Annotated in this window: 18 protein-coding genes; 9 read left to right on the top strand and 9 right to left on the bottom strand. The window is 66.8% G+C overall.

The window, feature by feature from the left end; translation table 11 throughout:
- Positions 1 to 71 precede the first annotated feature (71 nt).
- Positions 72 to 1,004: an RluA family pseudouridine synthase gene (locus BACI348_RS04095; RefSeq protein ID WP_159829763.1), complete on the top strand. Its 933-nt coding sequence runs from the start codon at positions 72 to 74 to the stop codon at positions 1,002 to 1,004.
- A 9-nt stretch (positions 1,005 to 1,013) separates the two neighbouring features.
- Here the strand turns inward: BACI348_RS04095 and BACI348_RS04090 are convergent, their stop codons facing one another.
- From BACI348_RS04090 to BACI348_RS04080, 3 genes are all read right to left on the bottom strand, one after another.
- The gene (locus tag BACI348_RS04090; RefSeq protein ID WP_159824074.1) at positions 1,014 to 3,332 is read right to left on the bottom strand and encodes a hypothetical protein; all 2,319 of its coding nucleotides are present in this window, start codon (positions 3,330 to 3,332) and stop codon (positions 1,014 to 1,016) included.
- Positions 3,333 to 3,413: 81 nt separating this feature from the next.
- On the bottom strand, positions 3,414 to 3,614 hold the full coding sequence (locus BACI348_RS04085; protein WP_159824073.1) for a hypothetical protein: 201 nt from the start codon (positions 3,612 to 3,614) through the stop codon (positions 3,414 to 3,416).
- Between the two features lie 57 nt (positions 3,615 to 3,671).
- Entirely contained in the window at positions 3,672 to 3,863 is a 192-nt protein-coding gene (locus BACI348_RS04080; RefSeq protein ID WP_159824072.1) for a hypothetical protein, read from the bottom strand.
- A 212-nt stretch (positions 3,864 to 4,075) separates the two neighbouring features.
- Between BACI348_RS04080 and BACI348_RS04075 the strand changes: the two genes are divergently transcribed.
- The 3 genes from BACI348_RS04075 (at position 4,076) to BACI348_RS04065 (ending at position 5,870) form a co-directional block, all read left to right on the top strand.
- On the top strand, positions 4,076 to 4,279 hold the full coding sequence (locus tag BACI348_RS04075) for a hypothetical protein (protein WP_159824071.1): 204 nt from the start codon (positions 4,076 to 4,078) through the stop codon (positions 4,277 to 4,279).
- Positions 4,280 to 4,488: 209 nt separating this feature from the next.
- Positions 4,489 to 5,127 carry an AfsR/SARP family transcriptional regulator gene (locus tag BACI348_RS04070; protein ID WP_159824070.1) on the top strand — a complete coding sequence of 213 codons (639 nt, stop codon included), beginning with the start codon at positions 4,489 to 4,491 and terminating at the stop codon, positions 5,125 to 5,127.
- Between the two features lie 119 nt (positions 5,128 to 5,246).
- Positions 5,247 to 5,870, top strand: coding sequence for a DedA family protein (locus BACI348_RS04065; protein WP_159824069.1), 624 nt, complete (start codon positions 5,247 to 5,249; stop codon positions 5,868 to 5,870).
- Between the two features lie 4 nt (positions 5,871 to 5,874).
- On the opposite strand, the gene BACI348_RS04060 is transcribed toward BACI348_RS04065, so the two are convergent.
- The 3 genes from BACI348_RS04060 to BACI348_RS04050 form a co-directional block, all read right to left on the bottom strand.
- On the bottom strand, positions 5,875 to 6,180 hold the full coding sequence (locus BACI348_RS04060; protein WP_159824068.1) for a hypothetical protein: 306 nt from the start codon (positions 6,178 to 6,180) through the stop codon (positions 5,875 to 5,877).
- A 114-nt stretch (positions 6,181 to 6,294) separates the two neighbouring features.
- Positions 6,295 to 9,117, bottom strand: coding sequence for a phosphoenolpyruvate carboxylase (gene ppc, locus BACI348_RS04055; protein ID WP_159824067.1), 2,823 nt, complete (start codon positions 9,115 to 9,117; stop codon positions 6,295 to 6,297).
- Between the two features lie 112 nt (positions 9,118 to 9,229).
- On the bottom strand, positions 9,230 to 9,790 hold the full coding sequence (locus BACI348_RS04050; RefSeq protein WP_236557419.1) for a hypothetical protein: 561 nt from the start codon (positions 9,788 to 9,790) through the stop codon (positions 9,230 to 9,232).
- Between the two features lie 109 nt (positions 9,791 to 9,899).
- Between BACI348_RS04050 and BACI348_RS04045 the strand changes: the two genes are divergently transcribed.
- Positions 9,900 to 10,727: a DUF1684 domain-containing protein gene (locus tag BACI348_RS04045; protein ID WP_159824065.1), complete on the top strand. Its 828-nt coding sequence runs from the start codon at positions 9,900 to 9,902 to the stop codon at positions 10,725 to 10,727.
- Here BACI348_RS04045 and BACI348_RS04040 read toward each other — a convergent pair.
- Both BACI348_RS04040 and BACI348_RS04035 read right to left on the bottom strand, forming a co-directional pair.
- Positions 10,724 to 11,929, bottom strand: coding sequence for an acyl-CoA dehydrogenase family protein (locus BACI348_RS04040; RefSeq protein ID WP_159824064.1), 1,206 nt, complete (start codon positions 11,927 to 11,929; stop codon positions 10,724 to 10,726). The two genes, BACI348_RS04045 and BACI348_RS04040, sit on opposite strands and share 4 nt — an antisense overlap.
- Entirely contained in the window at positions 11,926 to 12,762 is an 837-nt protein-coding gene (locus BACI348_RS04035; protein WP_159824063.1) for an SDR family NAD(P)-dependent oxidoreductase, read from the bottom strand. The genes BACI348_RS04040 and BACI348_RS04035 overlap by 4 nt, the downstream gene beginning before the upstream one ends.
- A 135-nt stretch (positions 12,763 to 12,897) precedes the next feature.
- Here BACI348_RS04035 and BACI348_RS04030 point away from each other — a divergent pair, with 135 nt between their 5' ends.
- The 4 genes from BACI348_RS04030 (at position 12,898) to BACI348_RS04015 (ending at position 18,227) form a co-directional block, all read left to right on the top strand.
- Positions 12,898 to 14,214, top strand: coding sequence for a glycoside hydrolase family 76 protein (locus BACI348_RS04030; RefSeq protein WP_159824062.1), 1,317 nt, complete (start codon positions 12,898 to 12,900; stop codon positions 14,212 to 14,214).
- 140 nt (positions 14,215 to 14,354) lie between these two features.
- Entirely contained in the window at positions 14,355 to 15,419 is a 1,065-nt protein-coding gene (locus BACI348_RS04025) for an iron ABC transporter substrate-binding protein (RefSeq protein ID WP_159824061.1), read from the top strand.
- Between the two features lie 4 nt (positions 15,420 to 15,423).
- Positions 15,424 to 17,013, top strand: coding sequence for an ABC transporter permease (locus BACI348_RS04020; RefSeq protein WP_201298368.1), 1,590 nt, complete (start codon positions 15,424 to 15,426; stop codon positions 17,011 to 17,013).
- A gap of 44 nt (positions 17,014 to 17,057) precedes the next feature.
- Positions 17,058 to 18,227 carry an ABC transporter ATP-binding protein gene (locus BACI348_RS04015; RefSeq protein ID WP_201298487.1) on the top strand — a complete coding sequence of 390 codons (1,170 nt, stop codon included), beginning with the start codon at positions 17,058 to 17,060 and terminating at the stop codon, positions 18,225 to 18,227.
- Positions 18,228 to 18,237: 10 nt separating this feature from the next.
- On the opposite strand, the gene BACI348_RS04010 is transcribed toward BACI348_RS04015, so the two are convergent.
- Positions 18,238 to 20,208: a glycoside hydrolase family 32 protein gene (locus tag BACI348_RS04010; RefSeq protein WP_159824060.1), complete on the bottom strand. Its 1,971-nt coding sequence runs from the start codon at positions 20,206 to 20,208 to the stop codon at positions 18,238 to 18,240.
- Positions 20,209 to 20,239 lie beyond the last annotated feature (31 nt).

Raw genomic sequence — 20,239 nt, 5'->3', positions numbered from 1 at the left:
ACTTTTTAGTCATCGGTTTTTGACATCCCGACGGAAGGCCCCGGGGCATGGCCACGTAGAATTGTCCGGTGATGCAATCCCCCCTCCCCGTGCGCGACGGCGTGAACGCCACCCGCCTGCGCCTTCCCGGCGAGGGACCGTGGGATACCGCCATGGACTACATGATGCACCGATGGGGCCACATCGATCCGCAGGGCATCGAGGACAGGTTCGACGCCGGCGAGATCGTTGGGGAGGGCGGCGTCGCATTGGACCGGGCTACTCCGCTGACGGACCACACCTTCATCTGGTACTACCGCACGCTGCCCCCGGAGACCCGGATCCCCGTGGACCTGGGCATCCTGTACCAGGACGACCACCTGCTGGTGGTGGACAAGCCGCACTTCCTGCCCACCACCCCCGGCGGGACCTACATCCAGGAATCCGCGCTGGTGCGCCTGCGAAACCAGCTGGACCTTCCGGACCTGATTCCGATGCACCGGCTGGACCGCATGACGGCGGGGGTGCTGCTGTTCTCCACCAACCCGGCAACCCGCGGCAAGTACCAGGTGCTGTTTGAGAAGCGCCAGGTCCAGAAGGAATATGAGTGCGTCTCCGCCGCCGAACCTGCGGAGGGGTATCCCGCCGTCGAATATCCGGCAGTGGTGCGCAACCGTATGACCAAGTCGCGCAGCTACCTGCTCGCCCAGGTGATCGAGGGCGAACCCAACGCGGAGACGCGGATTGAGCAGCTGGCAAGGTTCGACGCCGGTCCCCAGCGCCGGGCGCTGTACCGGCTGGAGCCGCACACCGGCAAGACCCACCAGCTGCGGGTGCACATGGCCTCGCTGGGGCTGGGCATCATCAATGACGCCTTTTACCCCGACCTGCTGGACAAGGCTCCGGACGACTACACCAAACCCCTGCAGCTCCTCGCCCGCGGGATCCGTTTTGTGGACCCAATTTCCGGGAAACCGGTGGAGTACCGGAGCGGCCTGCAGCTCAGCGAGGCCGCAGGTGCCTGACGCGGGATCCTAAAGCCCGCGCATCACCGCCGCCGACGCCCGCAGCCAGGCTTCGCGGGTGGTGGGCAGCAGCGCCTGGTAGTTCAACCGCCCGCCCGAAACGAGGGATCCGTCGTACGGCACTTCCAGGACCTCCCGGGTCACGTTGGAGAAGTGCGCCCGGGTCCTGTTGAGGAGCTGCAGGTCTGTCTGCCGGGACGGCGCGGCGAGCAGGGTCACGGCATTGCTGACCTTGGCCTGGTAGCCGCGCTCGCGCAGCCCGTCCACCAGCCACACCGCACTGGCCACCGTGTCTTCCCGGACGGTGGAAACGATCACCAGTTCGTCTGCCGCCGCCACCGCCGCCTCCCAGTTGGAGGACCGCATGTTGTTTCCCGTGTCCACAATGATGAGCCGGTAGAAGCGGCGCAGGGCCGTGTGCAACAGCTCGAACTCGCGCGCGCCGATGGTGGCTGCCCCTGCGGCGTCCTCGTCGGAGGCAAGGACATCAAACTGCGTCGACCCCTGGTAACGGACGAACCGGTCAAGGTCGCCGATGCGCCCCAGGACGGGATCGGCGAAGCGGTCCACTTCGCGCATCAGGTCAACGGCCGTCCTGGTGTGGCCGGCCTGCGGCGCCCGCCATCCCAGCGTTCCGCGCGTTTCGTTGTTGTCCCAGGCCAGGGTGTAGCCGCCGCGCAGGGTTCCCAGCGTTGCGGCGAGGAGCAGCGTGGCCGTGGTCTTGTGGGCGCCGCCCTTGGGGTTGACCAGCACCACGGTTTTGGGCCCCTCAAGCCGGCGCTGGACGGCGTCGATGTCGTCCAGGTGCCGGCGTTCGCGGCGCCCCGGGGCCGGGGTTATGGAATTGCGGGTGAGGCGCCGGATCGCCCCCTGCCAGCCTCCTTCGGCGAGAGCCGACGGCGGTGTGGGCCTCTCGGCGAGGAAATCCTGGAGGGTGGGGACGCCGTCGTCGGATGAAACGGCGGGAGGGACTGCGAGGGCCATGGCGGACGCTCCTTTCTGGGAATGCTCCGGTGGCTGCATCGGTGCCGCGCGTCTGGCCACGCGCAGGAGGAGGACCAGGAGTCCGGACAGCAGCCGGTACAGCAGGATGCCCAGGCCGACGAGCGGCAGGGACAACATCAGGATGGAGAACAGTGAAAGCGCGGTGGCCGCAGCGTCGCCGGTGGCTACTGCGTTCCCGGCGAGCGCAGCGTGCTGGGAAATGGCGCGGGCCGTGTGCTCGACGATCAACGGCAGGTTCAGCAGCATCCACCCGAGGGCCAGGAAGAGCAGGGGCACCACCGTGACCACCCAGGCGGTCACGATGCGCCGGGCGAAGGGCCGGAGTTCGGCCACCCGCGGATCCATCGGACGGCCCGGGATGAGGCTGAGCACCACCGGCCGGATCCGGTTGAAAAGATCGGGCACGCCGGCGATGTCAGCAAGCACAAAGTAACCGTCGAAACGCAGGGTGGGTGCCAGTTGCTGGACCATCTGGAGGTGCATCAGCGCCGCCGCCAGGAGGAAGAACCCCTGCCCGGTCAGCAGGTGCGCGCACCCCAGTCCGATCAGGCAAAGGCAGTTGAAGTACAGCCCGCCCAGGTCCGTGCGGATCCGGCCTGCCCGGCCCAGCCGGTACGAGTCCGTGACATTGGTAAAGAATGCCGGAAAAACCACATACAGGCCGACGCCGATGACCCCTGGCCTGGCGCCGCCGTACCGGCAGGCGGCGGCATGGCCCAGCTCGTGGAACACGGCCGCCGCCGTCAGCAGCGCGAAGATTCCCAGGAGGAGCGCCGGGGTCAGCAGCACCTGCTGCAGGGAAGCCGTGAAGTCGCCCCGGGCCAGGAGCAGGGCGTCAACGATGGCCAAGGCAAGCAGGACGGCCACCACCACGGGGCCCCAAAACAGGGGTGCAAGGATCCGGGCCAGGGCGTTTACGGCCCGCTCCGGGATGAGTGTGCCGCGAAGCCGCAGTGCCAGCAACGGGTTTGCGGTTGGCAAGGGGCCAAGTTTCGTCGGCGTGCCGGGCTCTTCGTCCCCTGCCTCCGCGACAAGGCCCAGGGGTGCGAGCCTGGTGTCCACCAGGTGGCGGAGCCCGTCCGCGCCCAGCTCGCGCCCGTACGCTTCGCTGACTTCCCGCGCCACATCATCGGCGGACTTATCCGCCGAGACGGAGGACATCACCAGGTAAAGCAGCTCCGAAACCTGGAGGACCTGCCCGTCCCCGCGCTGCAGGAGGTAGCTGGAGCTTTTGAGTCCCGAGCCTTCCACTGGCCCGAGGAGCACAAGGCCCCGCGAAGGCGTCCAGCGCCGCATCACCGCCGAATCAGGTGCAGTTGTCACTTGCCCGCCAAAGGATCGAGCGAATAGGACGATGGGCATGCCCCAGGTCCCTGGGGCATGCCCACTGGGTAAGGGGCAGACCTACTGCTGCAGAACCAGGATCTCCTGCAAGGCTGCCGAGTCCGCCACCGAACCGATCGAGGCCGCATTGAGGGCCAGTGACAGGTTCACGGCGATCACCGGAGAGACGTTGAGGTCAAAGAACAGCGTTTCCTTCATGGGAAGCAGTTCCACAACCTCAGCGTCGAGGTCCGCCGGTGATAGCCCGGTTGATGCTGTCATAGCACGTCACCTCTCCCCCGGGTGTTCCCGGGTCAGGCATCAGAATCACGGACGGACCTACTGGACAATAGCGATGAACTGCGCTGCAGTGCTGTTTGCATGCGAGAACAGCGATGCAGCATTCAGTGCCACGGACGTATTGGTCGCGGACACGGCTGCCCAACTCTCGTCCAGGAACAGTGTCTCCCGCGAGGGCAAAAGCTCCACCGCCTGGCCTTCCAGTTCCTGAATGGTGAGTTCCTTCATCATCTCAATCACCCCCTCTCGACGTCTCGCGATCAGTCAACGCCGGGGCCCGTGGCGGGTGCGTTACTGCCGCATTATTTCTCCGTTATCCAGTAATGCGGCTTTGACAGCTTTGAGTTGGGTGACGAAATATTCTGCGCCTAGGATGGTCATACCGGGCAGTAATATTCCTCGAAGACCGGTAATTGCAGACAACGAAAGCAGGCGCCTCTTTTATGGCGGACATTGAAGGCACGATGGTAATCCGGGCCTGGGTTGAACCGAACCAGGACCACCCACTGCGGGCCCGTCTGATCTCCAGCCATTCCGGCCAGGACACCCAGCTGGTGCAAACGGCTGCGGACGCCGACGGCATTCTGCAGGCTGTCAGGCGTTGGCTCGACCTGCTCGAAACGGCGAAGAGCACTACCGGTTCCTGACCGGGATACGGACGCCAATTCCGGTATATAAACTCAGTAGGCCCAGTTACTAAATTCCCTTGACATGACGGAGCCTGATGCCACCATGGTAGTCGGGGGGATCGGTGTTATCCGGTCGCTTGAGAGGGATTGGCATGACGGTGACTCTCGGACAGGAGTGGCACTTAAGTCTGCTGGGGGCCTGGCGGTTGCAACTCGGCAGTGCTGCCATGACGGTGGCCAGCCGGGAGCAACGCCTTCTTGCATGCCTTGGTTTGCTGGGTTGCCGGCACCGGAGTTTCCTGGCGGGCCTGCTGTGGCCAAAGAGCAGCGAATCGCAGGCTGCCGGAAACCTGCGCACCAGCGTCTGGTGCATCTCCCACAACTTCCCGCAGCTGCTGCATACCGGGGCGGACACGCTGGAGCTCGAGGATTCCGTCCGGGTGGACGTCCGAGCGCTGCAGCGGCAGGTGGCTGCGATCCATGCCGAGCCGCAGGCCCACGTGCCGGACAGCTTCCTGGAAAGCCTGGGCCGGGCTGACCTGCTGCCCGGCTGGTATGACGACTGGGTGGTTTTCGAGCAGGAGCGGTTGCGGCAGCTGCGGCTGGGCGCCCTGGAACTCCTCGCACGGCAGCAGCTCGCGGCCGGAGAACCGGAAAGGGCCGTCGCAGCTGCTTTGGCGGCTGCAAGCATCGAACCGTTGCGGGAATCGGCGCATCTGCTGCTCGTCCAGGCCCACCTTGCGGCTGGCAACAGGGCAGCAGCCGTCCGTGCCTACTCGATGTTCTCCAGCAGGTTGTGCCACGAACTCGGGGTCCCGCCGTCGGCCCAACTCAGCGCGCTGGTATCGGAGTTCGTCCAGCCCTGAGGCAGCCCACACGCACCGCAGGCGCATGCGGGGGTCAATCCGGGCGGGTGGCCCCGGCTGCGGCCCGCCATGTGGTTAACCCCGGTTCCAACCCCACGAATCTGCGGTACCTTGTGGCAATGGACATCGGCAGCGCTGACAGCTGGGGGACGGCCATCTATTTCTGGATCATCCCCATCGTGCTGGGCGACGCCATCTTCCCGCCCATCCCGTCAGAGATGGTGGTGATCACCGGCGGAGCACTGTCCGCGGACGGCCGCGCCAACGTATTCCTGGTGGCCGCACTGTCTGCCGTCGCCTCGTGGGCCGGCGACATGGTGGTATTCCAGCTGTTCCGGCGCCGGCTGAGCCACGTCCTGGACCGCTGGAAGTGGGGCCGCCGCGTCCACTCGGGAATCCACGAAGCCCTCGCGAAGGCAGGGCGCTCATCCACGTACGGCACCATCATCGGCGCCAGGTTCATCCCGGGAGGCCGGCTGGCCACCTCGGCCGCTGCCGGGATCGCGAACGTTTCGGTCCGGGGCTTTAGCCTGTGCGCCGGACTGGGCGCCCTGCTCTGGGCGTGCTGGCTGGTGGGCCTGGGCTACTTCACCGGCTCGGCCACCCGCCTGCCGTTCTGGGCCAGCTCACTGATCGGGGTGGCGCTGGGGCTGGTGATCGGCGCCGTCGTGGGAATCATTGTGACCCGGCGCCGCGGCGACCGGTCACCCGTGGTGGAAGAACCGGAGCCTCCCCTGGCGTAGGGACTTAGACCGGAGTCCAGCGGCCGCGGCTGCGCCTCAGCACCGTCAGCGGGCCGGTCAGGGCAACGCGTTCGACGGCGTCGCGCATCATGGCTGCCGATTCATGCGCCTGGCGGTTCTCGCCGCTGTACTCGGTTGCGTCCACGAGGAAGCGCAGGTTCAGCTGCGGCACGCCGCCGGCAATCTGCAGCTGGTTCGACTCCACATGGTGCCGTGTTCCCAGCGCCTCCACCGCCGCGTCCATCACGGCTTCGGGCGGGTTGCCGGGGCGCAGCCCGGTGATCTTCAGGCGGGTCTGGAACGAAGGCATGCCTTCAACCCTACCCAGACGCTCTCTCACTTAATGTCGGGAAATGCTTAACGGTCTCTCCTGAGTGAGAGACCGTTAAGGGAAAACCCGCATCAAGTGAGAGAGCGTTGGCGGTTAGCCGGTGTTGCGGAGGCCGGCTGCCACGCCGTTGACGGTGATCAGCATGGCCCGCTGGAGGCGTTCGTCGATCTCGGCCCCGCTGATGCCGTCGGCCTTGTTGGCAGCTTCAGCACGGACGCGGCGCAGCAGTTCCACCTGGAGGTAGCTGATCGGGTCCAGGTACTGGTCGCGGATTTCGAGGGAGCGCTTCAGTGTGGGCTGGGCCTCCAGGAGCAGCCGTTCACCGGTCAGGTTCTGGACCTCGGCCACGGTCAGTTCGTATTCCTCCCGGATGGCCCGGAAGATCCGGTGCAGTTCCTCCGGAACCAGGGTGGACACGTAGTATCCGGCGATGTCCATGTCCGTCTTGGCGAGGGTCATCTCCACGTTGGAGAGCACCGAGCGGAAGAAGTGCCAGTTGTCCCACATCTCCACCAGCTGCGCGGAGTTGCCGGCTTCGCGGGCAGCTTTCAGGCCTGAGCCGACGCCGAACCAGCCCGGCACGATCTGGCGGGACTGGGTCCAGCCGAATACCCACGGGATGGCACGGAGGCCACCGAGCCCTGCGCCGGAATCCGGCCGCTTGGAGGGCCGGGAGCCGATGTTCAGTGAGCCCAGCTGTTCCACCGGGGTGGAGGCCAGGAAGTAGGCCGGCAGGTCAGGATCGTCGATCAGCTTCCGGTACCGGTCAAAGGCGGCGTCGGAGATGGTTTCCATCACGTGCCCGTACCGTTCGCGCTGGTCCGCAGAGGTCCGGGGATCGCGGTGCAGGGCCGAACCCTGCAGCACGGCGGCGAGGGACAGTTCAAGGTTTTCGCGGGCCAGTTCGGGCAGTGAGTACTTGTCCGAGATGACCTCGCCCTGCTCGGTGAACTTGATTTCACCTTCGAGGACGCCGTTGGGCTGGGCCAGGATGGCGTCATAGGTGGGTCCGCCGCCGCGGCCCACGGAACCGCCGCGGCCATGGAACAGGCGTACTCGGACGCCGTGCTTGGCCGCCACGTCCCGCAGCTTGCGCTGGGTTTTGTGGATCTCCCACTGGCTGGTCATCACGCCGGACTCCTTGTTGGAGTCCGAGTAGCCCAGCATGATCTCCTGGACATCGCCGCGCAGCCGGACGAGTTCGCGGTAGGAGGGGTCGGACAGCAGCCGGTCCACGATCTCGGCGGAGGCGCGGAGTTCTTCCACCGTTTCCAGCAGCGGCGCAAACCCGATCCTGGCGTACGGCTTTTCGCCAAAGAGGTTCACCAGCCCGGCTTCACGTGCAAGGACAGCGGCGGCCAGGACGTCGTCCGCGCCGCGGGTCATGGAGATGATGTAGGTCTCGATGACGTCCGGACCGTAGGTGCGCAGGGCGCGGCGGATCTCGCGGAAGACGTCGTACGTGCCGTCAGCGGCGCCGTCGAGCTTGATCGGGTGGCCGGACAGCGGGCGGCGGGAGGCCAGTTCGGAGCCCAGCACCTCGAAGCGTTCCTCGCGGCTGAGCTCGGCGTAGCGGAGGCCGGGGCCGCCGATCCGGTCCATCAGCTGGCCCACGGCGTCGTGGTGGTGGTCGGCGTGTTCGCGGATGTCCAGGGTGGCCAGGTGCAGGCCGAAGGAGGCAATGGCGCGGCGGACGCGGGCCAGGGCACCGTCCGCGGCGAGCGACGCCGAGTGGTTGCGGAGGGAAAGTTCCAGCAGTTCGAGGTCCGCCAGTAGTTCGTCGGTTCCGCTGTAGTCACGGCCGTGCTCGTGGTTCGAGTTCGCCGCGACGCGCTTGCCGGTGTTGATGAGCTTGGCCTTGATGCAGGTCAGCTTCAGCCGGTAGGGCTCCTGCGCGTTCAGCTCGAGGACCCGGCGGTCCAGGCCGGGCAGCTTCTTCAGGTCCGCGTCGATGGATTCGAGCAGCTGCTTGTCCGCCCCCGCGAGCGTGGTGGAGTTGGAGAGGATGGAGATCAGTTCGTCGATCATGGCGATGCTGATCCGGACGGCATGCTGGTTCTGGATCTGCAGGATTTCGCGGGTAACGGCGGCGGTGACGTTGGGGTTGCCGTCGCGGTCACCGCCGATCCAGGAGCCGAAGCGGATGGGAGCTTCCTTGGACGCAAGGCTGACGCCGTGTTCGCCCAGCAGTTCGGAGAATTCAGCCAGCATCTCGGGCATGGCGTCGGTGAGGATGCCGCCCAGGTAGTAGATGGCGTTGCGGGCTTCGTCCACGGGGGTGGGCCGGACCTGGCGGAGCTCATCGGTCTGCCACATCTGGTCGATGATTTCAGCCAGCTGGCGGTCCTGGCGGCGGCGTGCCGTGGTGCCCTCGGCCGTGGTCTGGGCCAGGACGTCGGAGAGCTTGCGGATCTTGTCCAGCACGGAACGGCGCGAGGCCTCGGTGGGGTGGGCCGTGAAAATGGGGCGGACATCCAGCCCGTTGACCACCTCCTGGAGGACGCCGGGCCCTGCCTGCCGGGCAATCTCGTTGACGGTTTTCGCCAGCCAGCCGTCCTTCTCCGCACGGGTCCGCAGGCCGCGCACCCGGTGGACCTGCTCGGCGGCATTAGCGAGGTGGAAGTAGAAAGCGAAGGCACGCACCAGGTCCGTGGCCTGCTCGATGGGCAGGGAGCCGAGGAGTTCGCGGACCTGGGCGACGACGTCGTGCGCGCTCCACGGCCCGGTGGCATCGGCGCCGCCGCGTGCGGCTTCCTTGGATTCCTTGGTGAGGAGGCGCACCTGTTCCACCAGGTCCAGGAGCTCAGGGCCATGCTGGCGCACCAGGGATTCGCCCAGGAGGGTGGAAACACGGCGGACGTCTGCCCTCAGTTCGGAGGCCAGGTCTGTTTCGGGATGTGCTGCAGTGTGAGCCATGGAAGCTATCTTTCGAGGGTTCGGACTTGGCTCGTACACTGCGCTGGATACTGTGAGCCACGTTACTAGCTAAAGATGCTACCCGGAGTGCGGCACCTCACGGGAATCCGTCTCAGATAATGTCGGCCCCGGACCCATAGCCAACATGCTGCTTCACGCTCTCGAGCTCCGCCCGCAGCCGTGCAAGCTCCTTTACCGCGGCGGCAGACTCTGCCCTCCTGCGCTTGTTTTCCCAGGCGTTGCCGACAAGGACGCACAGCCCGGCCGGAACCGCGGCCGCAAGGGCCCAGCCGGCCGCAACAAAAAAGTCCAGCGCCACCGGGAAGGCAGCACGGAAGTCGCCCAACTCATTGACAACGTCGGCCATACCGCTGAGCGCCCCGTCCAGCGGTTCCAGGAACTGTCCCACCATGGGCGTTTCGGAGAACGACGGCGGATCCAGCTTGGGTTCCTTGTCGCCGCCCCAGCGGCCTTCGCCCAAATGGTTCAGTACGTAAATACCGGCAGCCAGGCTGGCGGCAATAAAGACGTGGAAGCCTGCGAGCAGGGCCTGATCCGGACGCCAGGGGCGCCGCAGCAGGAGTACCACCGCCGCGAAAGCCAGTGCCACGATCCACGTCAGGTGTTTGAGCCAATCGCTGCTGACTCCCGCAAGTATGTCCACAACATCCATTCAACAGTGCAAACCACAGTCTTCACCGGATCCGCCCCGCTCCTGCTTCGGAATGAAGGAGGTCCGGCTGCAGTTGTAGCCAGGGCACAACAGAGCGCCGAAAGGAACCATGAGCACCATTCCAGCCGCCAAGGTGGAGCGCTGGCAGCGCTTCCGCGACAACCGGAACAAGGCCCTGGCCGCCCGCCACGGCTGGCTGACCCTCACCTCCTTCCAATGGCTCGAAAGGTCCCCTGCCGCCGTCGAGCAGGCGCCGGGCATGTGGTCCACGGACGGTACGACGGCGTCACTCACCGCTGTGCCGGCCGACGGGCTGTTCCTGGTGGAGACAGAGCAGGCGGTGGACGGGACGGTTACGGCGGCGCTCGCCGACGAAGAGTCCCTGATGTGGGTGCGGTTCGGCGGGACGGACGGTACGCAGGTGGTGGTTGAACTGGCCATGCGGGGAGGCCGCTACGCCATCCGCACCCGGGATGCCGTATCCCCCGTCTGCACCGAATTCCGCGGCGTTCCCACCTACGGCTACAGCCCTGACTGGGAAGTTGTTGGGAGGTTTGAGCCGTATCCGGAGCCAGTGGACGTGCCGATCGCCACCGCCAACCCGCTGGTGGACGGCATCCACCGGACGGTGGGCGAAGTGCTGTTCCGCGTGCCGGGCAGTCCGCACGAGATGCGGCTGCAGGCGGAGGAGGAAAAGCTGGGAGCCCTGACCGTCACATTCCATGACGAAACCAACGGTGAAACCACCGATGACTGGCGCAAGCTGGCCGTTCCCCGGCCGCGGCCGGACGGCTCCGTGGTCCTCGACTTCAACCGGGCCATCAACTACCCCAGCGCCTTCACGCCGTACGGAACGTGCCCCATGCCGGTTAAGAACAACTCCCTGGATGTGCGCGTCGAGGCAGGCGAGAAACAGCCCTACCCGGCCGGGGACTAGACGATCGCCGAGACCCCGGTGACGGCGCGGCCCACAATCAGGGTGTTGATCTCGAACGAGCCCTCATACGTGTAAATGGCCTCCGCGTCCGAGAAGATCTTCGCCATCCGGTAGTCGGTGACGATCCCGTTTCCACCCAGGATGGACCTGCCCAGCGCCACGGTCTCCCGCATCCGCGCGCTGATATAGGACTTGGCCAGTGCCACCCGCGGCATGTCCGCGGCGCCGCTGTCCTGCAGCCTGGCCAGCCCGGCCATCATGTCCATGCCCGCCACGGTGTTCCCGAGCATGGTCACCAGCTGCTGCTGGATCAGCTGGAACTGCGCCAGCGGGCGGCCGAACTGATGGCGTTCGACGGCGTACTGCCGGGCAACGTCGAACGCCGCCAGCTGCTGCCCCACCGCCTGCCACGCCACCATGATGCGCGAGCCGCGCAGCAGCTCGTTGGTGTCCTCGAAGCTGCTGATGGCGGCAAAGCGGTCCGCCTCCGCCACCCGGACATCGTCAAAAACGATGTCCGCGTTCTGCACCGTCCGCAGGGCGGTCTTGTTTTCAATCCGGGTCCGGGTGACTCCGGGCAGGGTGGCATCCACGATGAAGCCGCGCACCGCCCCGTCCGCTTCATCCCGGGCCCAGACAAGCATGTAGTCGCAGAAGGTTCCGTTGCCGATCCACCGCTTGGCGCCGTTGAGCACCCAGGTGTCCCCGCCGGGGTGGGGCCTGCCGGTGGTGGACGAAATCCTGCGGGCGCGGGTCTCCATGCCGCCGGCCACGTCCGAACCGTGGTCCGGCTCGGTGAGGGCAAACGCGCCGGTGATGCGCAGGTTTGAGGCGTCATCCAGCAGCCGCCGCTTCTGGTCGGCGCTGCCGAAGGCGTAAAGCGATTCAACAAAGAGATCGTGATGGACCAGGAAGAACGTGGCGATGGACGTGTCCACGCGCGTCATTTCCGCGATGACCAGGCCGGCGAAGAGATGGCTGTAGCCGCGCTGCGCGGGGGTGCTCAGCTGCAGGGCCGCGAGCTTGGGCAGGACGTGCGCCGGAAATTCCGCTTTGTTCCACCAGTCCGCGGCATAGGGGGCGATCTCCGCAGCCAGGAATTCCCGCAGTTCGGCCAGCTTGTCCCGTTCGGCCTGGTTCAGCAGGGATTCGACGGCGAAGAAGTCGGCGTCCGGCAGCGCGGCAGTTTTGGGGAGGGTCATTTCGGTCCCATCCGGATGGCTCCGTCCAGCCGGATGGTCTCGCCGTTCAGCATGGCGTTGTCCACGATGTGCGCCACCAGATGGGCGTATTCGGCGGGTTTGCCGAGCCGGGAGGGGTGGGGCACCTGCGCGCCGAGGGAGTCCTGCGCGTCCTGCGGCAGGCCCGCCATCATAGGTGTTTCAAAAATTCCCGGTGCGATGGTGACCACCCGTATCAGCGAGCGTGCCAGCTCCCGCGCGATGGGAAGGGTCATGGCGGCCACTGCGCCTTTGGAGGCAGCGTAGGCAGGCTGGCCGATCTGCCCCTCAAAGGCGGCCACCGAGGCGGTGTTGATGATGACGCCGCGTTCGGGTCCGCCCAGCTCAGTGACGGCCGGTTCAGCGGCCACCATGGCGGCCGCTGCCAGCCGCAGCACATTGAACGTGCCGACCAGGTTCACCTGGATGACACGGTTGAATGCCTGCAGCGGAAGCACGCCGTCGCGGCCCAGCACCTTTCCGGGGGTGGCGATGCCCGCGCAGTTCACCACGATGCGCAGCGGACCCAGTGCGGTGGCGGCGTCGACGGCGGCCTGCACTTCCTCTTCGCTGGTCACGTCCGCGGGGACAAAGACCGCGGAGTTTCCCGGGTTTGCCGCCTTTCCCTCCAGGCCGCCCGCAGCGCCGGAAGCGCTGGCCCGGACGTTCAGCTCGTCGGCGAGCGCGCCGCCCGCAGAGGAGGCAAGGTCAACAAGAACCACTGAAGCGCCGGCGTCGAACAGCCTCCGCGCAGTAGCCGCCCCCAGACCCGACGCGCCTCCCGTTATCAACGCAACGCTGCCTGTGACGTCCATACATCCTCCTTGATGCGGGCCTGCTCCGGCCGGTGACCGCGAAGCATTAGTTAGTGAATGTTAACTGAAATTGCCGCCTCCCCGCACCATCCGGCTGTTGCCGGCGCCGCCGCGGGCCCGGCTAGGGTTGAACCTATGACTGCCGCGGATGCCGCCCCACCCATTGACTGGCACGAGCGGGCCAATGCGGCCGCCCGCTCGGTCACAGCACTCTTTGGCAGGCGGCTGTTCTTCCTGCCGGGCACGCATCTTGGTGCCATCCACTGGCCCACACCCGGCTGGCGCCACGGCGTGAAGGGCAAACTCCTCCAGCCCTGGCATTACTGGTGGCAGGCCCACTACGTTGACTGCCTGGTGGATGCCGGCCGCCGCGAACTGGGCAACGGCGCCACTCCCGCTGCGCGGTACAACGGCCCGGAGCGTCCCAGCGCCGGACGCCTTGCCTCCCGGCTGGTCACCGGAATCCGGCTCCGCAACGCCTTTACGTTCGTCAACAACTACTACGACGACATGGCCTGGCTCGCCCTCGCCACCCTCCGGCTCGACGCACTGGCGGAGGAAACACGCCGGCCGGGGCGGCGGCGCAACGCGGCGGTCCGCAGGTCCCTCGCCCTGCAGTTCGACGCCGCCTGCACCGATGACCTGGGCGGCGGTTCCTTCTGGAGCAAACAACGCGATTTCAAGAACACCCCTGCCACCGCACCAGTGGCCCTCTTCTACGCCCGCACAGGCCAGCAGGCCAAGGCCCAGGCCCTGCTGGACTGGCTGCACACCACCCTCTTCGACGCCGGGCAGGGCATCTACCTCGATGGCGCCCGGCTCGGACCGGACGGAAACGTGGTGATCGAGCGGGCCGTCTACACCTATAACCAGGGGCCGGTCCTGGGCGCACTGCTGGAGGTGGGCGGCGAAGCGAATCTTGCCAGGGCCGCCGCGCTTGTGGAGGCGGTGGACCGGCACCTGACGGTCCCGGCGGGAAACGGCCGTGCGGGAAGTGGCAGTGCGGGAAGTGGCAGTGCGGGAAGCGGCAATGACCGCGCGGCATCGGCGAGCCAACGCATGGTGCTGCGCTGCGACGGAACGGGCGATGGCGGCCTGTTCACCGGAATCCTCTGCCGCTATCTTGCGCTCGCCGCAGCCGATTCCCGGCTTCCCCGGCAGGCGCGGGCCACGGCCGCGCGGTTGGTCATCAACACCGCGGAAGCTTTCTGGGAAGGACGGCGGCCAGCCGCCGCGGACAGCGGCCGCAGCCCCAGCGTCAGGCCCGGCCGCGGCAACGGTAACAATCCTGCACGGCTCATCTTCCCCGTCCATGCGGCGCACCCGGGTGACAGCCCTTCCGAAGGGGGCGGCGTCGTCGAACTCTCCACGCAACTGCAGGCCTGGATGGCCATCGAAGCGGCCACGTCCATCGCCGCACTGGATTACGGCACGCAACAGTTACGTAATTGATGTGACGCTGCTCACTTTAAGCGCTTTCTGGCTTTCCCGTTAGGTTTGCCTACCCTACAGTTCCAGTGGTGAGCTTCCCTTCCCCAGGACTCACCGGGACCGTGGTCCGCCTCAATCTTTCCCAGAAAGCAGCGCCCTCAATGAAGATTCGCAACAGCGCACTGGCCGGCATTGCACTCGCCGCCAGCGCCGCACTCGGCCTGACCGCCTGCGCCGGCAGCGGCACCCCCGCCTCCACCGGTTCAGCCGCCGCTTCCGCCTCGGGCGGGGCAGTCTCAGGCGAAATCACGGTGTACAACGCCCAGCACGAGAGCCTGACCAAGGAATGGATCGACGCCTTCACGGCCGAGACCGGCGTGAAGGTTACCATGCGCCAGGGTTCGGACACTGAGCTGTCCAACCAGATCATCCAGGAAGGCGCCGCGTCACCGGCGGACGTATTCCTCACCGAGAACTCCCCGGCCATGACCCAGGTGGAAAACGCGGACCTCTTCACCGACGTGGACAAAGCCACCACCGAACAGGTGCCTGAAGAGTTCCGGCCCTCCACCGGCAAGTGGACCGGCATCGCTGCCCGCTCCACCGTCCTGGTGTACGACAAGGCCAAGCTGACCGAAGACCAGCTCCCCAAGTCCATGCTTGACCTGGCAAAGCCCGAGTGGAAGGGCAAGTGGGCAGCGTCGCCCACCGGCGCGGACTTCCAGGCCATCGTCTCGGCGCTGCTTGAGCTCAAGGGCGAGGCCGCCACCGAAGAGTGGCTTGCCGGCATGAAGGAAAACTTCAAGGCCTACAAGGGCAACAGCACCGCCATGAAGGCAGTCAACGCCGGTGAAGTCGATGCCGCGCTGATCTACCACTACTACTACTACGGTGACCAGGCCAAGACCGGCGAGAACTCCAAGAACGTCACGCCGTACTACTTCAAGAACCAGGACCCGGGCGCGTTCGTCTCCATCTCCGGCGGCGGTGTCCTGAAGACCTCCAAGAACGAGGCTGCAGCGCAGGCATTCCTGAAGTTCATCACCGGCAAGAAGGGCCAGGAAGTCCTGAAGGACGGCACCTCCTTCGAGTACGCGATCGCCTCCGACGTCCCGGCCAACGAGAAGCTCGTTCCGATCGCGGAGCTGCAGGCTCCCGCCGTGGACCCCGCCAAGCTCAACTCCGAAAAGGTCACGGACCTGATGACCAAGGCAGGACTCCTGTAATTTCGTGACTTCCGATCTATCGGCTCCACCCCAAAGGAGCACGACGACGGCGGGCCGGGGCAACAGCCCCCGCCCGCCTTTCGGCGTTTCTGCAGTGTCCGTCCTGGCGGTGCTGATCGCCCTCTTTTCCCTCGTTCCCCTGGGGTATGTGGTGTACATGACGGTGGCAACCGGCTGGGACACCGCCGTCGGACTCATCTTCCGGCCCCGGGTTGCCGAGCTGCTGCTGAACACCGTCCTGCTGATGGCGATCACCGTTCCCCTGTGCCTGTTTTTGGGTGTGGTGGGGGCGTGGCTGGTTGAACGGACCACGCTGCGGGGACGCAAAATCTGGGCCGTCCTGCTGGCCGCTCCCCTGGCGATTCCCGCGTTCGTCAATAGCTATGGCTGGGTTTCCGCCGTTCCTTCCATGGGTGGCCTGGGCTCGGGAGTCCTGATTGCCACACTGTCCTACTTCCCGCTGGTGTACATCCCGGCCGCCGCATCGCTGAGCCGGCTGGACCCGGCCATCGAACAGTCGGCTGCCGCGTTGGGACTGGGTGCCTGGCGGACGTTTTTCCGGGTGGTTCTCCCCCAGCTCCGCATTGCGATGACCGGCGGCGCGCTGCTGGTGGCGCTGCACCTGCTGGCCGAGTACGGGGCGTTTGCCATGATCCGCTTCGACACGTTCACCACCGCCATCATGGTGCAGTACCAGTCCACCTTTAATGGCGCTGCCGGGAACATGCTGGCCAGCGTCCTGGTGTTCTTCTGCCTCCTCCTGCTCCTGGCCGAAGTCCGCAGCCGCGGAACGGCGAGGTATGCCCGGATCGGGTCCGGCGCCCAGGCCAAGGCGCTGCGGCTGCCGCTGCGCGGGTACCAGGTTCCGGCGCAGGCCTTCCTGCTGGTCCTGACCGCACTGGCGGTGGGGCTGCCACTGTACTTCGTGGTCCGCTGGACCGTGGCGGGCGGCCCCGCCGTGTGGGCTGCCGACGAGTTCCTCCCGGCCCTGGTGTCCACGCTCGGTTATGGCCTGGCCGGAGCGGCGGCCACCACTGTGGTGGCCTTCCCCATGGCCTACCTCGCTGTCCGCCATCCCGGCTGGTTCAGCAAGTCCCTGGAGCTCTCCAACTACATCACCAGCTCATTGCCGGGCATCGTGGTGGGCCTGGCTTTTGTAACGGTGAGCATCCGGGTGGTGCCCGGAATGTACCAGACCGCCGGGGTGCTGGTGGCGGCCTACGTCCTGCTGTTCCTCCCCCGGGCGCTGGTGAACCTCCGGGCAGGTCTTGCGCAGGCACCCAAGGAACTCGATGAGGCGGCCCAGGCACTGGGCAAGCCGCCGCTGCTCGCCTTCATCCGGGTCACGCTGCGGCTCAGCGCCCCCGCGGCCGCCGGCGGCGCTGCCCTGGTATTCCTGGCCATCGCCAACGAACTCACCGCCACCCTGCTGCTGTCCCCCAACGGGACCCGCACGCTGGCCACCGAGTTCTGGAGCAAGAGCAGCGAGATCGACTACGCCGGGGCGGCACCCTACGCCCTGCTGATGATCCTGCTCTCGGCCCCCATGACCTACCTCCTCTTCCAGCAGTCCAAGAAAGTAGCCGGACAGTGATCGAACAAGCCCCGATGGAACAAGCGCCGGTCCAGCAGGCACCGATGGAACAAGCCTCCTCGCGGCTGCCGGAACCCCGCGTGGCACCCTCCGTGGCGGAGTCCACCGACAGCCACCTGGTCATCACCGACGTCACCCGGAACTTCGGCAGCCAGGCTGTACTGAAGGGCGTCAATCTTTCCGTTACCCGGGGCGGGACCACCGCCATTGTTGGTCCATCGGGTTCAGGGAAAACCACACTCCTGAGGCTGATCGCCGGGTTTGATCATCCGGAAACCGGCAGCATCTCCCTTAACGGTGCCAAGGTTGCCGGGGACGGCGCCTGGGTACCGGCGCACAAACGCCACATCGGGTATGTGGCCCAGGACGGTGCTTTGTTCCCCCACCTCAGCGTGGGCAAGAACGTGGCGTTCGGGCTTGACCCGGCGAAACTGGATTCCGCTGCATCCGGTGGCGGACGCCGGGCGGTGGAGGCCCGGGTGCGGGAACTGCTGGAGATGGTCTCGCTGGACCCGGACATGGCCAAGCGGCGGCCCCACCAGCTGTCCGGCGGGCAGCAGCAGCGCGTAGCCCTGGCCCGGGCCCTGGCACGCGAGCCCGAGCTGATGCTGCTGGACGAGCCGTTCTCCGCCCTCGACGCCGGACTTCGCGTAGCCACCAGGCGGGCGGTGGCGGATGTCCTGAACAAGACGGGCGTCACCACCATCCTGGTGACCCACGACCAGGCCGAAGCGTTGTCCTTCGCCGACCAGGTGGCCGTGATGCGCGGCGGGAAGCTCGCGCAGATCGGTAACCCCTTTGTGGTCTACACCCGCCCGGCCGACCGCGCCACGGCCGAGTTCCTGGGTGACGCCGTCATCCTGGACGCGTGGATGGAGGGCTCGCTGGCTACCTGCTCCCTGGGCGGCATTCCCGTCCGCCGGCCTCCCGCGCAGGGTCTGGTCCAGTTGATGCTGCGGCCCGAACAGATCCGGATCGCCGAGGATGGGCCCATCCGGGGTGTCGTTGTGGACACCGACTACTTCGGCCCGGAAACCACGGTGCGGCTCAAGCTTGCGGTCCCGCCTGAGCTCGCCACCGGCGCGGACCACCGATACCCGGGCGGCGGCGAGATCATCACCATCAGGCACTGGAACGCCAGCATCGCCCGTCCGGGCATGGAGCTCTGCCTGCGGGTAGTCGGCGAAGGCGTGGCTTTCCCGATCGAACCCTGAGGGCAGCAGGTCAGCGGATGCTTGCCAGCGGCGTGACCGTTCCGCTCTTCACGTTCACGGCGCCGCCCTCCGCAGCCAGCCGCACGTCCTTGGCGCCCGACGGCGGGAAGACCAGCGAGGTGAGGGTCTGCCGGCCGCCCTCCACAAACACTTCCACCGAGGACCGGTCAACGTAAGCCGTCAGCCGGACAGTATTCCGGTCTGCTTTGCCTTCCGCCGAACGCACCTGCGCGTACTCGTGAGCACGGGTTCGGGCGCCGTCCTTTCCGGCTGCCACCGCGTCGCCCTCCCGGACCACAAAAGCCTTGCCACCGGCAAAGTCGTAGCCAATGGTGGCGTACGTGGTGCCGCCGCTTTGCAGCAGCACGCGGGCTTCGCCGGTCCCGGAGGCCGGCCGCTCAAGCTCCAGGTCCACCTTGAACGCTCCGCTGGCCGGAACGGGCAGCACCGCGCCGGCCCCGTCCTGGACCGGTCCCGCCGGAACCGGGGCGGGCGCCCCTTCCAAAGATGCGAGCGCGGGGGTGGGCGTGGAGACCAAAGCCGGGCGCCCGCCGTCGGACGCCAAACGGACCTCACGCACCACGGAAGCCGCACCGAACCAATCCTTGGTGGGAAGGTCCCGGGCGTAGGCCCAGTTGTTCATCCAGCCGATGGCGTGCCGGGAAGCCTTCCGCTGCCCGTCAGTAAGCCGCGGATCGTCCCAGGTGACAGCGGCGTAGAAGTCCGGTCCGGCGTCGAGCCACTGGTGGTCGCCGTCCGCCGTGAAGCCCTTGCCGTCCCAGGTGCCGGTCCAGTACGCCAGTCCGGTGGTACGGCCCTCTGCCGCGCCGTTGGCACCGGCGGCCAGGACCCAGGTCCGCCGGGCCGGATCGCCGTCAACGTCCATCTGGAAGAAGTCCGGGCACTCCAGGATGCCCAGCCCGTCCCGTGCAAAGGCGGAGACGTACGTCCACTGCTTCAGGTCCGTGGAGGTGTAGAAGCCGATCTTGTGGCCTTCGGCGAGCAGCATCAGCCACTGGTGGCTGGCCTCGTCGCGCACGATCCGCGGATCCCGCCAGTGCTCCGCGCCTGGGTTCTCCATGACCGGGTTCCCGTCATAGCTGGTGAAGCTGTACCCGTTGTCCGTGGAGTAGAACAGGGACTGGCGCTGGACGCCGTCGTGCTGCTGGGTGAGGACCGCCACCACGGCGCCCTTGCCGAAGCCAGCGGTACCTTCGGTGTCGACGACGGCCGAACCGGTTTCGATGTCCCCCAACCCGTTGCGGAACTTCTGGATGGCCACACCCTCGTTTTTCCAGTGGACCAGGTCCGTGCTGGTGGCATGGAGCCACTCAGTGCCGTTCCCCTCGGGGTAGTCGCCGTTGTAAAGGTAGTAGTAGTGCCACAGTCCGTCCAGGAAGAACGGGCGCTGCGGATCGTTCATCCAGCGCTGCTCCGGGGAGAGATGGTAGGCCGGGCGGTAGCCCGGGTCCCCTTCTGGGGCTTTCAGCGCGGCCTCGTCCGCTGCGGGCCACGCCTGCTCCACACCCAAGTCCGCAAGCAGGGCATCCCGGCCCTCGGTACTGATGCACTCCGGAAGCCGGACGGACTTCGGATCCCCAGTGACGGCGTCGGCCGTGCTGCTGCGCAGGAAGACCTGGCCGTCCACCCGTGCCCCGGCAAGCCATCCCCCACCGCACTCGATGCTGCGCACGTCCTCGGCGCCGTCCGCCGCCACGTCCTGCCCACGCTCCGTCAGCGTCCTGTCATTGCCCGTGAGCCACAGGGACGCATAAGCGCCCGTCCGCTCCTGAGCAGCGGACTGGGCGGTGGCGACGCTCCCGAGAACACGGGCGGCCTTGGAAGCTGCACCCGAGCCGGCGTTGCCGGACAGGACCAGTGAGAGGACCACCACCAAGGCGGCAGCGGCCGCCGCGGCAGCCCACCATAGGGGGCGGCCCGGGACAATGGAGGTGGGAATGGTGAAGGGTTTGCGGATCATGGGTATCGTTCCGTTGCCGAACACACAAATG

This window comes from Arthrobacter sp. 9AX (genome assembly GCF_902506095.1).
In the GTDB taxonomy this organism is placed as follows: Bacteria; Actinomycetota; Actinomycetes; order Actinomycetales; family Micrococcaceae; genus Arthrobacter.
The sequence above is the reverse complement of the archived record's forward strand: the minus strand, read 5'-3'. Positions and strand labels throughout refer to the sequence as shown.